14 protein-coding genes are annotated in these 13,483 nt (G+C 65.1%); 8 read left to right on the top strand and 6 right to left on the bottom strand.

The genetic code is table 11. The annotated features are described in order from the left end of the window. The coding region (locus tag A5655_RS19420; RefSeq protein WP_067012754.1) for a hypothetical protein at positions 1 to 1,527 on the bottom strand (1,527 nt) is incomplete at its 3' end. Positions 1,528 to 2,442: 915 nt separating this feature from the next. Here A5655_RS19420 and A5655_RS28360 point away from each other — a divergent pair. Both A5655_RS28360 and A5655_RS27370 read left to right on the top strand, forming a co-directional pair. After that, a complete protein-coding gene (locus A5655_RS28360; protein WP_197508746.1) occupies positions 2,443 to 3,087 on the top strand; it encodes an FCD domain-containing protein in 645 nt (214 codons plus the stop codon). A gap of 229 nt (positions 3,088 to 3,316) precedes the next feature. Continuing rightward, the gene (locus A5655_RS27370; RefSeq protein WP_082978751.1) at positions 3,317 to 3,781 is read left to right on the top strand and encodes an RICIN domain-containing protein; all 465 of its coding nucleotides are present in this window, start codon (positions 3,317 to 3,319) and stop codon (positions 3,779 to 3,781) included. Positions 3,782 to 4,100: 319 nt separating this feature from the next. On the opposite strand, the gene A5655_RS19410 is transcribed toward A5655_RS27370, so the two are convergent. From A5655_RS19410 to A5655_RS19395, 4 genes are all read right to left on the bottom strand, one after another. Next, positions 4,101 to 4,385 (bottom strand): WXG100 family type VII secretion target, encoded by a 285-nt coding sequence (locus A5655_RS19410; protein WP_067012750.1) that lies wholly within the window; start codon positions 4,383 to 4,385, stop codon positions 4,101 to 4,103. Between the two features lie 34 nt (positions 4,386 to 4,419). Beyond that, positions 4,420 to 4,716 (bottom strand): WXG100 family type VII secretion target, encoded by a 297-nt coding sequence (locus tag A5655_RS19405; RefSeq protein WP_082978750.1) that lies wholly within the window; start codon positions 4,714 to 4,716, stop codon positions 4,420 to 4,422. Positions 4,717 to 4,776: 60 nt separating this feature from the next. Next, positions 4,777 to 5,922: a PPE family protein gene (locus A5655_RS19400; protein WP_067012769.1), complete on the bottom strand. Its 1,146-nt coding sequence runs from the start codon at positions 5,920 to 5,922 to the stop codon at positions 4,777 to 4,779. 633 nt (positions 5,923 to 6,555) lie between these two features. Further along, positions 6,556 to 7,776 (bottom strand): PE family protein, encoded by a 1,221-nt coding sequence (locus A5655_RS19395; protein ID WP_067012746.1) that lies wholly within the window; start codon positions 7,774 to 7,776, stop codon positions 6,556 to 6,558. Between the two features lie 256 nt (positions 7,777 to 8,032). Between A5655_RS19395 and A5655_RS19390 the strand changes: the two genes are divergently transcribed. Genes A5655_RS19390 through A5655_RS19365 form a run of 6 tightly spaced genes read left to right on the top strand, consistent with a single transcriptional unit; the run spans position 8,033 to position 12,205 of the window. Further along, the gene (locus tag A5655_RS19390) at positions 8,033 to 9,070 is read left to right on the top strand and encodes a fumarylacetoacetate hydrolase family protein (RefSeq protein WP_197508745.1); all 1,038 of its coding nucleotides are present in this window, start codon (positions 8,033 to 8,035) and stop codon (positions 9,068 to 9,070) included. After that, complete coding sequence (locus tag A5655_RS19385) at positions 9,067 to 9,978, top strand: NAD(P)-dependent oxidoreductase (protein ID WP_067012742.1); 912 nt, start codon at positions 9,067 to 9,069, stop codon at positions 9,976 to 9,978. Before A5655_RS19390 ends, A5655_RS19385 begins: the two co-directional genes overlap by 4 nt. Before the next feature lie 10 nt (positions 9,979 to 9,988). Further along, positions 9,989 to 11,005, top strand: a complete 1,017-nt coding sequence (locus A5655_RS19380) for an amidohydrolase family protein (RefSeq protein WP_067012740.1) — start codon at positions 9,989 to 9,991, stop codon at positions 11,003 to 11,005. After that, the gene (locus A5655_RS19375) at positions 11,002 to 11,349 is read left to right on the top strand and encodes a NifU family protein (protein WP_067012738.1); all 348 of its coding nucleotides are present in this window, start codon (positions 11,002 to 11,004) and stop codon (positions 11,347 to 11,349) included. Before A5655_RS19380 ends, A5655_RS19375 begins: the two co-directional genes overlap by 4 nt. 11 nt (positions 11,350 to 11,360) lie before the next feature. Continuing rightward, positions 11,361 to 11,795 carry a heme-binding protein gene (locus A5655_RS19370; protein ID WP_067012736.1) on the top strand — a complete coding sequence of 145 codons (435 nt, stop codon included), beginning with the start codon at positions 11,361 to 11,363 and terminating at the stop codon, positions 11,793 to 11,795. Further along, a complete protein-coding gene (locus A5655_RS19365; RefSeq protein ID WP_082978747.1) occupies positions 11,792 to 12,205 on the top strand; it encodes a RidA family protein in 414 nt (137 codons plus the stop codon). The genes A5655_RS19370 and A5655_RS19365 overlap by 4 nt, the downstream gene beginning before the upstream one ends. An 8-nt stretch (positions 12,206 to 12,213) precedes the next feature. Here A5655_RS19365 and A5655_RS19360 read toward each other — a convergent pair whose 3' ends face one another. Beyond that, entirely contained in the window at positions 12,214 to 13,476 is a 1,263-nt protein-coding gene (locus A5655_RS19360) for an alanine racemase (protein WP_082978746.1), read from the bottom strand. Between the last annotated feature and the right edge of the window lie 7 nt (positions 13,477 to 13,483).

Raw genomic sequence — 13,483 nt, 5'->3', positions numbered from 1 at the left:
TCCGCCGCCAGCCGCCACCGGCGCACCGCCGCCAGAGCCACCGCTAACGGTCCCACCGCCCGTGGGCGCGCCTCCGCCGGACCCGCCACCATCCACCGGGCCGCCGGTGGTTCCGCCGGGGCGAGGCCCACCGCCGCCGGAAACGGTGTTCCCATTGCCGGAGATGGATGGGCCATCGCCGTGATCGGGGTGATACGGCGGCAAAGGCCGATTCGGGAAGTAAGGCTCCGGAAACCACCAATCATTGAAACCGAAACCCGGCCACCAGAGGCCGACCGGGAAGGGCACGCCGTATCCCGGCGGCGGTGGAGAATCCGCCGGGGCCGGAGGCGCCGGCGGCGACGCGGCCCCTGGCGGCGCCGAAGGCCCAGCCGCCGAGGCCGCAGGCCCGGAAGCCACGGGCCGGGAAGCCGCAGGCCCGGAACCCGCAGGCCCGGAAGCCTCGGGGGCCGAGGCGTTTCCCCGCTGCGGAGGCCGCGCTGCACCCGGGGGCGAGGCTGGGGCACCCTCGGCGGGGACGCTGCGGCTTTGATCGGGACTCGGGTGCGCATGCACCGAGCTGTGGATGCCGACCGCCCACGCAACCGACGCCACCGCGGCGATGACGAACGCAGCCAACCCGCTGGCGACCAGCAGAAGCCGGGTGCGATGCCGCTCCCCGCCATGCGGAGCCACCCGGTCCAACGCATCATCGCTCACCACGCTGTATGCCAGGTCGGCGGTTCCGACCGCGGCGTTCACGGAAGTGGTAGCCAGCGTGAGGTATTCGGCCAGGGCGTAGGTGTCGATCGCACCGGTACCCGGGTCCTGCGCATAGGCCAGCGCCGCGGTCGGCGATGCGAACAGCGGCGCGTTCGCCGACGCCAGCCCGGCGCCGCGCGCCAGCGCCGTCTCTGGCTCTTCTTGCATGGTCACCGGCAGTGACGTCGCCGCCTCCAGCGCGGATTTCATGCGGTCGACGTCGACGCCCGAGCCGATCACAAACACGCCGGACGGCGCCGATTCGAAATCCTCGATCCCACGGACCATTCCCGTGAGTTGCGCGACGCCCTTGCCGCTCGACTCCGCATCGATCCGTTGCTTGCAAACCTCGGCGACCGAGTTCCCGGAGGTCTCGACAACAGCCAAAGTCGCGGTCTCGCGCTCCACGAAGAGCACCGCGGTGCGGTCGTAACCCATTGCACCGCCGGCGGATTGGGCGAATGCCACGGCGGCCAGGAACGGCGAGACCAGCATGACGTTCTCGAGGTCGTAGCCGGTCACAGCGTCACGCAACGTGGCCGCTTCCACGTCGTCGGTCCAGGTAACCCCGATGGACGACAGCTCGATGCCCGCGTCAGCCGCACCCTCGCGGGTACCCAGAATCGCGGAGATCACCTGATCGATCGCTCCGGTGGGTTCCGGGTCGGCGGCTTCGGCGAATTCGAACACTTCCGCTTCGACCACAGCGGCGCCGGCGTTTTCGCCTTCGACCAACACCATCTGGACCGAGGCCGGTGCCACCGAGACTCCCAGCATGATGTCCATGTCAACCCTCCATAGGTACTGCTGACCAAGCACTCTCCAGGCAGCCGGTCAGTGAACGTCCCGCCGCGCTGTCTGCGCAAGGCGGTCGTGCGTCGGCGAAACCTCTTGACGCAAATCGACGCTACGGGCGGAGCAAACCGGATCCATCGGCCAAAACGCGCAATTCTTGGGTGGTGGACTGTCGTAGGTTATGCGGCCGCGATATTCGTCTACGCATATATCGCTACTGCGGTGCTTCGCCTGCCTCGGCCTCCACAGGTCCGGTGGCCGCGTGCCCTTGGTCAAACTCCTGCGCGGAGGTCACAGTGGAGTGAGCTGGATAACAGTCAGGGGCCGGGCGGGTGCTAGTCAGTAACCGATCGACGCTATCGATGCACGTCAATTGCCTTTGCCCCCGCGGATGTACTTGGACCGCAGTAGCCGTCACCGCCGTCTACGACAACGGATTCACAAAACATGCGCGTTTTGGCCGATGCCCAATTGTCGCAGGCTGAGCATTCTGGATCTGCAGCACAATCCGCTCGACCACCCACCTTCGCGCGAGATGGAGTACGCCTTGATACGAGAGCTTTTCTATGCCGCCGCACCGGCGTTGACGGTGCTGGGCGCCTGCACAGTGGTCCCGACCTGTATCGGCGCAGCGGCGACGGCGAAGTCCTGTGCCATCGCGGGCGCCAGCGGGCAAGCGGGCACTGGCCTGCTTTCGCCGACGTATCGGCCTTTACTCAATTCCTACTTCGTATCCGGGTTGCGCTCGAACCCATCGTCGGATGTCTGCGGGACCGGGCCAATTGGGCCATCGGTCCGCCTGTAAGCAATTTGCCCGTCTGGCTCGTGGCATCGAGTCTTATGCCCCCAACCACCTCCCGCACAACACCGAAATCAATGTCGCGGGCACCAGAAAGGAATCGATCGATGACGCACAGTGGATCCGGAAAAATCAGGCAAGCCGGTTCGGATGGTTTGCGGGACCAACTGCGGAACATGATCCTGTCCGGGGAGATCGTGTTTGATACGCGCGACGCCCTCCCGGCGACTACGCGACGGACCGGGTCGAATGTGATTTCGACGCTGGGGGGGTTGCGTGACTCTGCCGCAACGGGATTGCTCAATATCGACGCCGCCGAGTTGCGGGAGGTTTACACCTTGCGTTCGATGCTTGAGCCACGTGCGATGGCCGAATTGGCCGCACTACCCGAAGCGGACCGCTCCGTCGCGTGCACCAAGGCGGCCGAGCTGCTTGACCAAATGGACACCGAGTCGGACGTGGCAACGTGGGCGAGATTGAACCGAGATTTCTGCAGCCGCCTCACACATCCGCTTCGCGCGAGCCGGCCTCTGCTGTGCGACCTGGTGAGATCCTTGCGCGAGCGATCAACCCGGCAGACCGTTACGGCGCTCCACGCCCAACCGGCACTGGCGGCGCAAGCCCGTCGCGATTATCGCATTCTGGTGTCCGTCATCCGCGAAGGCGATTCCTCCTTCGCCGCGCGAATCACGGTCGGGCACTTGAACAGGAGTATGAAATATGGGCTGCGGTCGCTCTGCGAAGTGAACTAGGCGACGGTTCGGCAATCGCCATTGCGAGAGACCAAGCTTCTCCGAGCATGCGGACTACTCCGTGGCTGGATCGAGTCCCGTCCGGGACGCGTCGCACTCAAAGCCAGCTCAGTCGAGGCCTTTCGCTATCGATGGTGCCGATCGAGCCTTTGCGAAATATCTGCTGCACCTGCTTCACACCGTCTGTACTGATCGGTGAGGTGGGACAGAACGAGAAGATGGAGGAGAAATGCACGAGTCACGGTTGATGCGCGGTGCGCGCCAGGCCGCGGTCATGCTCGGCGCCGTGTTCGGTGTAGCGCTGTTAAGTGCTAGTGGAGCACGTGCCGATGGCCCGGTTCAGTTGAGGAGCCGATTGGGCGATGCTTGTCTGGACGCCCCGAATCCTGGCTGGTACACGCCGATGGTGGTAAACCCTTGCAACGGTGCGGACTTCCAGCGCTGGAATCTCAACCCCGACGGGCGACTCGAGAGCGCGGCCTTTCCCGGGAGGTGCCTGGATGTGGACTTGGGCGGTTGGAAGGCGGACCTCCGGACCTGTTGGGACAGCGTAAATTGGACCATCCAGCCCGACGGCCAGATAAGGACTGTTTTTGGCTGCCTCACCGTCCTCGGTGGCACGGATCCCGGCACCTGGGTGAACACCCGCGGTTGCGACGGGACGCCCGGGCAGGCGTGGGATACCGTTCCCTGACGAGTGCGCCGCGGCGCCCCGCGCTGCAGCTGACCGGTCCAAGGACTGGCGCAAGGCTTAAGCTCGCTATTTCCTTCCAGCTGATGCCGCGCTTGCAGCCCGGGCCACCGGTGGCCTCCATCGCCCCGGCCAACCGCGCCCCTTGCCGGCGACCTGGGCGGTGGTGCATTCACGGCTGGAGGCCCGTCAACCAACGACTATGGGAGAAATTGTCGTAGGTGGGGTCGCCTGCAACGGACAACTACGCATACCTAGTTGCGCGAGTCACGCGAGCCCAAAAACCGGCTTGCCCAGTGTGAGGAAGACGGTCGGTGGGCACTCAGATCCAGCCGGACCCGACCGCTGCGTCCGCGGCGGCCATGTTGTCGCCGGCGGACTGCACGTTCTGGCCGTGACTATTGGCCTGCTCGTAGATCACCTGGTAGTTGCGGCCCAATTGAGTGATGAACTCCTGGCAGGCCACCGATCCGGCGCCGCCCCAAAAGTCCCCGGCCGCAAGCACATCAGCGACGATGGCCTGATGCTCGGCCTCCAAGGACGCCGCTTGAGCGCGGATGGTGGCGCCGTGGGTGGCCACATCCTCGAAATGGTAACTAATCGACATTGTCGTCGATCCTCCGTTCTGTGTCGGGAAACAGCTAGCTGCTCAAGATCTGCCGGGACGCCTGTTCTTGGGATTCGTAGTGGTTCGCATCCCGAATCAGCCCGTCACGCACGGAATGCAGCATGTTCACAATGTTGGAGAACGCCTGGTTCATGTCGCCCATCGTGTCGTACGAGGTGGACTGCGCCATTCCGCTCCACCCGGCGCCGGCGATGTTGGTCGACGACGCCCACATCTTGCGCGCCTCGGCGTCCACCGTCTGAGCGTGGGCGTCGAAACGGCTCGCCATATCCCGCATCGCGTGCGGATCGGTGATAAATCGAGCAGTCACTTGTAATTCCTTTCCATAAAACAGATTTCACGCGAAGACTTGCTACTTCACGTGCGTTCATCAGATACCCTGGCGCGGCACAACGCTGGGCCGCGCCTGGTCGAGAACAGACGAGCCGGCACCGGCGCGCGCACCCATGCCGCCACCGGGGTCGCCCGCGCCGGCAGCCGCTGCGGCTCCGCCGGACATCGGCATCATCGGCATACCCGAACCGCCGAAGCCGGCGGCACCCGAAGCGGCCGCGACGGGCCCGTCAACGCCGGCCGTCATGGCCGTTTCGGCCATCGCCGCGGGAGCTGCCGTCGCCGCCCAGGTCGGCGGCACCGACACCGACCCGACCATTCGCGCCTGACCCAAACCGGCGGACACTGCGCCGCCCGCCGGCGCGACCGCACCACCGGTCGGCGATTCCGCAGGAACCCCGGCGGTGAGCGCCGCGGGAGCCGCCGCGGCCGCCGGGGTGGCAGCGGGGGCCATCTGTGCCAGCGACATCAACGGCGAAATCAACATGCTGGCTGCCGACATCGCGATCTCGGCCCCAGTCGATAGCAACATCATCGGAACCGAGGACAACAACGACGAAGGCAAACCATGCGTGCCGCCGCCGGTAGCGCCGCTGCTAACTGGCGACGGTATCTGTGGGCCAGGCCCCCACGGCCGCAACCCCTTCGGCAAATCCCGTGACGGAGCGCCAAACGGCTTCATCGCCGAGGCCACGGATGCCACCCCTGCGTGGTAGCCCATCATGGCGGTCACATCCTGGGCCCACATTTCGCCATAGGCCGCCTCCGTAGCCGCGATGGCCGCGGCGTTTTGACCCAACACATTGGTCGCTACCAACAGGGCGAGCAGCTGCCGATTGCCGGCCACCTCCAGCGGGTGCACCGTGGCCGACCGCGCAGCCTCATACACTCCGGCCGCCGTGCGGGCGTGGATCGCCGACTGCTCCGCGTGAGCGGCCGTTGCCCTTAGATGGTGCACATAAGGCACCGCGCTAGCCGCCATCATCGCGGCCGCGGGACCGGACCACGAGCGGGTCGCCAACGTCGTAAACACCACGGACTCAAACGATGCCGACGCCGACGCCAACTCCGCACCCAACTCGTCCCAGGCGGTCGCGGCCAGCAACAGCGAACCCGCCCCAGTCCCAGCGAATATCCGGGCCGAATTGACCTCGGGCGGCAACAATGCAAAACCGACCATCAGATCCCTCACTAACTCAGCCGCGCAAGCGACTCCAACAGAAACCAGGCGATGCACCTGCTCGCCAACTCCAGGCGGCCTTCGCCGCGGAGCTCAAAAGGCGGGCCTCGTCGCCCACCATGCGTCCGTATCATCGTATATGAATTTGCGTATTTGATACGATCTCGAAAGGATTCACAGCGAGCTGCCAGTTTGAAGTCGGGCTCCGAGCACGCGGGCGTAGCCGCACTTTCCGCGAGGCTCTCGGTACAAGAGTTGGCTACATGCGGCACAACCTATTTGGACCGTCGCCGGCATCGCCTCGAGCGACTCGCTGCGATTCAGCGGTCGACTGCTCTCGATCTTCGATAACCCAGATGACTTGGGGCTAGACCGAAGCTGTGCGGGGCCGAGGTCCGAGAGCCGACCTTTGGGCGGCAATTCCGGGGATGGTGGAGTTGCCACCAACGGTCTGGTGCGCGCCGCGTCGCTGGGGGCGGAAATTCATTGGTATCAATATGATTCCGATCGTGCCCAACGATGCGGACTACTCACGGACCAGCCGTGCAGCGTAGGAACCGCAGGGACCGCAGCAGATTCAGACGTGCTCACGCACTCCGAGTGATGCCGCGGCCCCCGCGGATACCAGTGCCGACCCTAGGGGTGCGCTATTGGGGGGAGGGAGTCCAGCGCGCCAGGGTCGAGCGGCCGCACGAGCCGGGGCGGCTCGGGCGGTGCTTCGGGGGGAGCGATGAGGGACGGAACCCCCCTCGGTGCGGCGGGTGCGATCGCGTTGGCGATTTGCTGGGCTTCGTATCGCAGCCCACCTAATAGCCCACCCAGCGGCGTACCGGTCGTGGGGATTTCCATGGGCATGCCGTCGATGCCCAACCAGACGGTTCCGGCCCCAGTCAAAATTCCCCCTGCGGTGTAGTGCATATAAAACGGAACCCCGTGGAATGTTTCGGGCGCGTCTACCTCATACGTCCCGAAGAGAAAGTCGTATAGAGCGAGCTCGGGCATTATGCTCAATCCCCCCAACGCTAAGAGTTCGTGCCCCGACTCTGCCAGGTAGAGGATGCCGTTAAGTTGCATCGTGACATTTGCCAGGGTTTCAATCGGCGCGTTAAACGCATCCACCAGGAGCGCGAATATCGGCGGAAGGTGAAGATTGCCGTCGACGAGGCTGTACGAGGTGTCGAGAATTTCCTTCCAGACGGCGTGGACGTTGTGCCCCATGCTCTGCGCGATGGTTTTGACGGCGTCCCAGATTTTGGCCGGGTTGAGGGTGACCAGCGCGCCGATGAGCCGCTTGAAGTAGCCGACTTGGTTTTGCAGGATCTGGTGCAGGATCGGGAAACGCGCCTGGTTGAGCATTGAGCCCAGGTGGTGCGGCAGGCCGCCTTTGAGGCTGGCCAGCCCCGCGGTCGGCCTGATCAGCGTATTGCCGGGGATGAGCGCGGTGGAAGCCTGGCCCCCGACGGGACCGTGGGCGGCACCGACCAGCCCTTGAGCGGTGTACGCGAGACCCCCACGGCCGATGAATCCCTTGGCGCCCCCGGCCAGCGAATGCTCGAGCTTCTGCAGGGGTGAGGAGTTCACCACTTCGGTGAGGGCGTAGCGCGCCCCGGCGGCGGCGAACGAACCTGCGAATTCCCGGTGGTAGGCGACGGCTTGGGCGCTGGCCACCTGATAGGACTGAGCATGCGCGATGAACATGGTCGCCAATTCGGAAGAGACCTCATCGGCGGCGGGCGGTACCACAGCCGTGATCGTGGCCGCGGCCGCGGCGTTGGCCCCTTCGATCGCCGAACCAATACGCGATAGGTCCCCGGCCGCGGTCAACACAAACTCCGGGGCGACATTGATAATCGACATGCCTATCTCCTTCGATGTAAAGGCAACTGCGCATCAGTCGCCGCCAACAAATTGGGTATCAGCGCCGCTATTACCTGCCATCGCCGTCGACGATGCCGCCAATCCATATCGACAAATCAATTCCGGCGCCAACATTGCGAAGCCACCCGCCGCGACTCCCCCGCCTCACACCCACCCTCGTCCGTCTCGTGGCATGGCCGATCGTCCCCGTCGACGGATACCGGTGCCGCGTCGCATATGTGTCCCCAGACTATATATGACTGATACGAGTGTATACAACTGCTACTGTTTGCTCAACGTCGGACTGATCATATATGATGACGCCGATCGTATATACAAGGGAGGTAAGGCCGTGAGGTTAGCGCGATTGTCTCGTCCATCCAGCACGCCCGTCGTCGTGGCGGAAGTCGCCGGACACTGGGTGCGCACGTCCAGGCTCGGTGTCCCCATGACCTGCGCGGCCGACTTCGACGCGGACGGGCTAGCCAGGCTTGCCAAGGCAGCGCGCGCGCTGTCGCCACCTGAGCTCATCCGCATGCGGCAAGGGGGCGCCGCGATTCCGACTGGTGCCGTGTCGAACGAAGCCGACTCCGGGCGGAAACTGCTTGCCCCCGTCCCATATCCACGCAAGATAATCGCCATCGGACTCAACTACCGCGACCACATCGCCGAGATCGGGGCTACACCTCCCGACAAACCGATGATCTTTGGAAAATTCGCCAGCGCCGTCAGCGGCCCCTACGAGCACACTTCCGTCGATTTCGACCTGGTCACCCAACTCGATTACGAGGTCGAGCTCGGCGTCGTGATCGGCACGGAGGGCCGTGACCTCAACGCGGACAACGCACTTGATCATGTCGCCGGCTACCTGGTCGTCAACGACCTCTCCAGTCGCAATCTGCAATTCTGCGAGCCGCAATGGATCCGGTCGAAAAGCTTCGACGGGTTCTGCCCCACCGGTCCTTGGCTCACGACGCGAGAAGACGTCCCCGACCCCCAAAACCTGGAGCTGTGGACCGCCGTCAACGGCGAACTGCGCCAACTCTCCAACACCAGCGAAATGGTCTTCTCGGTCGCCGAACTACTCGCATTCTGCTCGCGGGCAACAACATTGCATCCCGGCGACATCGTGCTGACCGGGACGCCGAAGGGTGTGGCAATGGGCGAACTCGAGACCCCGTGGCTGCAACCGGGCGACGTCGTGGAATGCGGTATCACCGGCCTGGGGTCACTTCGCACCGAAATCGTCGCGGCCTCAGGGGCGATGACCCGTTCCACTAGGGCGGCATCATGACGACGGCTCCGCCGGACCAACTGTCGACGGCCGTCGTGGGCCTCGGCCTGCTCGGCGCTCCGATCGCCCGCCACATCATGCGGGCCGGCCACCCGGTGGTGGGAATCGACATCAACCGCGACAGAACCGCCTCGGCCGCCGCAGTCGGAATCCCGATCGCCGGCAGCGTCGCCCAGGCGGCGGGTGAGGCGCGCGTCGCGGTGACGGTCCTTCCCAGCGTCGAGGCACTCGATGCGGTGTGCGCGCAACTGGTCGAGTGCGGCGACCCGCGGGTTCGCTTCGTGGTGGAGGCGAGCACGCTGCCAGCCGAAGCCAAGAGGCGGGCCAGCGCCGCGCTAAGCGCCGTCGGGATCACGCTATTGGATTGCCCGATTATCGGTAGCAGCGCCCAGGCCTACAACCGCGACGTCGTTGTCTGTGCCTCCGGGCCTAGAGCCGCGGTGGACGAAGTTCGACCCGTACTCGACTCCTTTAGCAGGCGAGTGGAGTACCTGGGTGAATTGGGCGCGGGAACCAACATGAAGATGATCGCCAACCACCTTGTCACTGTTCACAATGCGGCGACGGCCGAGGCGCTGACCCTCGCAAAGCGAATAGGTGTCGATCCCGGGACGGCGGTGCGGATGCTGGCGGGCAGCGGCGCCGGTTCACAGCAACTCGAACTCCGTGGCCCGCTGATGGCCTGGGGCACCTACGGGCCGCCGACGGCCACGGTGGCAACGTTCGTCAAGGACGTCGAACTCATCACCGAATTGGCCACCCACGCCGGCGCACCCACGCCGCTACTCCATGCGGCCGGCATGCTGTACCGCTTCGCCCAGGGCATCGGGTTTGCCGAGTTCGACAGCAGCGCGGTGCATGCGATCTACGCCAAGTTGCCCGTCCCACACATCAAGCGAACCGCATGAAGGATCTTCCATGCTCAACGACGACGTCTTTGTGTTCGACAACGTCGTGCATATGTACGACATGTCGGATGACAACCTGCTGATCCCGAGCTCGGCCGCAGACCGGTTGGGCCACCTGAAGATCGGAAGCCGCACCCGCGGCGAGGTCGACCACACGCGAAGCAAGACTCCCGAGAACCCCGGGATCGGCCAGGGTTACGACCGCCGATGGACGGTGCACGACATGGCGCGCGTGGTCTTCGCCGACGGTGTCACCGACATGGCGATGGCTCAGGCCGTCGTCCTTTACGACGTCTACAAAGACGGCTTCGCCCCGGTGCAAGCGCAGTACGAGTTCGCGCGCGCCTATCCCGACAAGGTGCTCTTCTGCGGCGGCTTGGACCCGCTACACCTGCATAAGGCGACCAATGCGCGCGACGAGATGACGCGCCAGGTCGAAGAATTGGGTGCTAAGTCCTTTAAGTTCTACAACGGCCACATCTCCAACTCCTGGCGCTGCGACGACCGGGAGGTGGCCTACCCCATGTACGAACACGCGCAAGCGCTCGGCATCAAGGTCGTGCAGTTCCACAAGGGGTTTCCCATCACACGCGCTCCGCTGGACACCCTGTCGCCGCTGGACATCGAACGCGCCGCCCTGGACTTTCCCGAGCTCGTCTTCGCGATTCACCACCTCGCGTTGCCGTACTTCGAGGAATGCGTGTACCTGGCGGCGCGGCACGCCAACGTCGTCCTCGTCTTGTCGGGAACCATGCACCTGCCATTCATCGCGCCGTGGGAGTTCAAGACCTACCTAGGACGGCTGCTGCGCGACGTGGGGTCCGACCGGTTGCTCTGGGGATCCGAGGCGCCGTTAACAGGACCCCCGCGGCCCGCCATTGAATGGTTCTGGAACATGCAGATCGACGACGAGTTGCAAGACAGGTACGGCTACCCGGCCATCAGCGATAGCGACAAACGAAACATCCTCGGGCTCAACCAGGCGCGGCTGTTCGACGTCACACCCGCGGCGGGGAGTGCCGCATGAGAACCTCCGGCGAAGCGCTGACCGCCGCTGTCCGGGCTGTCGTCGACACCCAGATCCGGCCGCTGCTGCGCATCCACGGCGGAGACCTTGTCGTGCGTTCCATATCGCGTGAGGGGATCGTTCACCTCTCTTTTGGCGCGGCTTGCCGGGCGTGCCCACTGAAGGCCGTCACCTACGCGGTCTCCGTCCGGCAGCGGCTGATGGAGGTGCCCGGCGTCGGCGATGTCGTGATGGACGATGTCCGCCTGTCTCGCAAGGCGATTGAGCGGGTGGAGGCGGCCTACCGGCATCACCCCCTCAACATCGCCGCATACGCCAGCGGTGTGAACAACGAACTTCGTTGAAAGGCAAAGGAATGAACTTCAGCCTAGCGACCGCGACCACAATTGCGCAGGAGACATTGCTACACGGGCAGCGGTCCGGTGCGGCTCCCCTGGCCGTAGCGGTACTGGACGGCGGCGGACATCCGATCGCACTGATGCGTTCGGACGGCGCCGGCTTTCTGCGCACCGACATTGCGACCGCTAAAGCATGGGGTGCCCTCGGGATGGGCGAACCATCAGCGCAACTCGCGATCCGCGCACAGAAGAACCCCGAATTCTTTACGAGTCTGGCGCAGGTCAGCGGCGGACGAATAGCCTTGGCCGCCGGAGGCGTCCTGTGCCAGGGCGTCAACGGGGAAATCCTCGGTGCCGTAGGTGTTTCGGGCGACACGGCGGACGCTGACGAAAGGTGTGCCATTGCCGGTATCCAGGCAGCCGGGCTCACCGCGATCGGCGGTCCACGATGACGTTTCATCAAAAACATCGGATCGTGCACGCCGCCGATGCTCCGGACAACACCGGCATCAACGCGGGGAACTTCTCGCAGGCGGCACGGGTCGGCGACATCGTGTACGTCGGCGGCGTCCTCGGTATCCACCAGCACGAGCAAAGCGTCGTCGACGCCAGCGCCGACGCCGCCATCCGGCAGGCGTTCGCCAATCTCGAGGCGATTTGCCGGGAGGCCGGTGCCGGCCTCCAAGACATCGTGATGCTTACCGCGATGCTGACGGACTTGGGCGACCTCGCGGCCCTCAACGCGGTGCAGGCCGAGTTCTTCACCGCCCCATTTCCGCCGCGATCGACCTTCCAGGTAGCCGGACTTCCGCATGGGCGGATCGAGCTCACGGCCATCGTGCATGTCGGCTCGGGCCGCTAGCGGCAAAGTCAGAAGTAGGTGTTAAGGGTCTCGATGACCGTCGCCTGATCGTCGATGACGTGGACCGTCCGCCATTTGTCGAACGTCGTGCACGGATGGGCGGGGGTGAGCACCAGGATGTCTCCCACCCTGACATCCCAGGGCGGCGTGAAGTCGACGATGCCGTGCTGATCGTTGACCGCGGCCAGATCGGCTCCCGAGTGCCGGGGCGCCGGCAGTTCGGTCCCATCGCGGAAATGGCGGGTGAGCACTGGCGGGCCGGCGTCCTCACCGAAGTCGCGCCGTCCCGCACCGAGGACCAGGCGGGAGGGTTCGGGCACCGACAAGACGTGGGCCCACACTTCCAGCGCCGGCGTGAACGCCAGGCGTTCGCGGTGCGCGAGGGGGTCGCGCTGTCGCAGCCGGGCCAGCAGCGGCCCGTACAACTCGACGTCGTGAATCAGGTAACACCCGCTGCGCACCACGATCTTGACGGGTCGAGAAATGGCCGCAGTGGCCAGGATTCGCGCCGCGAGGTCGTAGAAGCTGCTGCCACCGGCGCTGAGCAGCACCGGGCTTGCGTCGGCCAGCAATCCCTCGGCGTCGCACGCGGCCGCCAGCTCGGCGACGAACCCGATCAACGCCGCGACCCGCGCATCGCCCTCGGCCGCCGGCCGAGTCTGCAGCAGTCCTTCAAACGTTTCCAGCCCGACCAGCCGCAACACCGGGCGACGTGCGTGCACGGCACGCGCGACGGCCAAGCCGTCGTCAATGCTCCGCACGCCGCATCGTCCACCGCCGTATCCGGCCTCTAGCAACACGTCGACCGGCCGGTCCAGCGACGCTCGGTCGGCACGCTCGGCCAACCGGTGCACGGCATCGACAGAGTCGACGAGGCAAAAGAATTCGAAACCGGGATCGCGCTCCAGCTCGGCCACAATCCAATCAATGTCGCGGCGGCCGACCAGCTCGTTGGCCAGCAGAATGCGTGGGATCCCGAAGTGTCGCGCCACCCGCACCTGGTGCGGTGTCGCGACCGTGATTCCCCAGCAGCCATCGGTCAACTGCCGGCGGAAAAGATCCGGACTCATGGTCGTCTTCCCATGCGGGCAGAGCGCAATGTCGGCACCCAGATCACGCCCGACCCGCGCCAGGAAATCCAGCATCGCGGTGCTGTTGGCGCGCAACGCATCCGAACGCACGGTGCAGGCCGGCAGGCTGAGTTCTTCGCGCACAACGCTTTTGCCGAGTGCGGCGCCACTGTGCGGCGCGCCCTTGTCCAGCTCGGTCACCGGCCCG

The sequence above is a fragment of the Mycobacterium sp. 1081908.1 genome (assembly GCF_001673535.1).
In the GTDB taxonomy this organism is placed as follows: domain Bacteria; phylum Actinomycetota; class Actinomycetes; order Mycobacteriales; family Mycobacteriaceae; genus Mycobacterium.
The sequence above is the reverse complement of the archived record's forward strand: the minus strand, read 5'-3'. Positions and strand labels throughout refer to the sequence as shown.

What these genes read in the sequence shown, in the direction of transcription:
- A5655_RS28360 (WP_197508746.1), top strand. Translation starts at nt 2,443, where the DNA reads ATGACGCACAGTGGATCCGGAAAAATCAGGCAAGCCGGTTCGGATGGT.
- A5655_RS27370 (WP_082978751.1), top strand. Translation starts at nt 3,317, where the DNA reads ATGCACGAGTCACGGTTGATGCGCGGTGCGCGCCAGGCCGCGGTCATG.
- A5655_RS19410 (WP_067012750.1), bottom strand. Translation starts at nt 4,385, where the DNA reads ATGTCGATTAGTTACCATTTCGAGGATGTGGCCACCCACGGCGCCACC.
- A5655_RS19395 (WP_067012746.1), bottom strand. Translation starts at nt 7,776, where the DNA reads ATGTCGATTATCAATGTCGCCCCGGAGTTTGTGTTGACCGCGGCCGGG.
- A5655_RS19390 (WP_197508745.1), top strand. Translation starts at nt 8,033, where the DNA reads ATGACTGATACGAGTGTATACAACTGCTACTGTTTGCTCAACGTCGGA.
- A5655_RS19385 (WP_067012742.1), top strand. Translation starts at nt 9,067, where the DNA reads ATGACGACGGCTCCGCCGGACCAACTGTCGACGGCCGTCGTGGGCCTC.
- A5655_RS19380 (WP_067012740.1), top strand. Translation starts at nt 9,989, where the DNA reads ATGCTCAACGACGACGTCTTTGTGTTCGACAACGTCGTGCATATGTAC.
- A5655_RS19375 (WP_067012738.1), top strand. Translation starts at nt 11,002, where the DNA reads ATGAGAACCTCCGGCGAAGCGCTGACCGCCGCTGTCCGGGCTGTCGTC.
- A5655_RS19370 (WP_067012736.1), top strand. Translation starts at nt 11,361, where the DNA reads ATGAACTTCAGCCTAGCGACCGCGACCACAATTGCGCAGGAGACATTG.
- A5655_RS19365 (WP_082978747.1), top strand. Translation starts at nt 11,792, where the DNA reads ATGACGTTTCATCAAAAACATCGGATCGTGCACGCCGCCGATGCTCCG.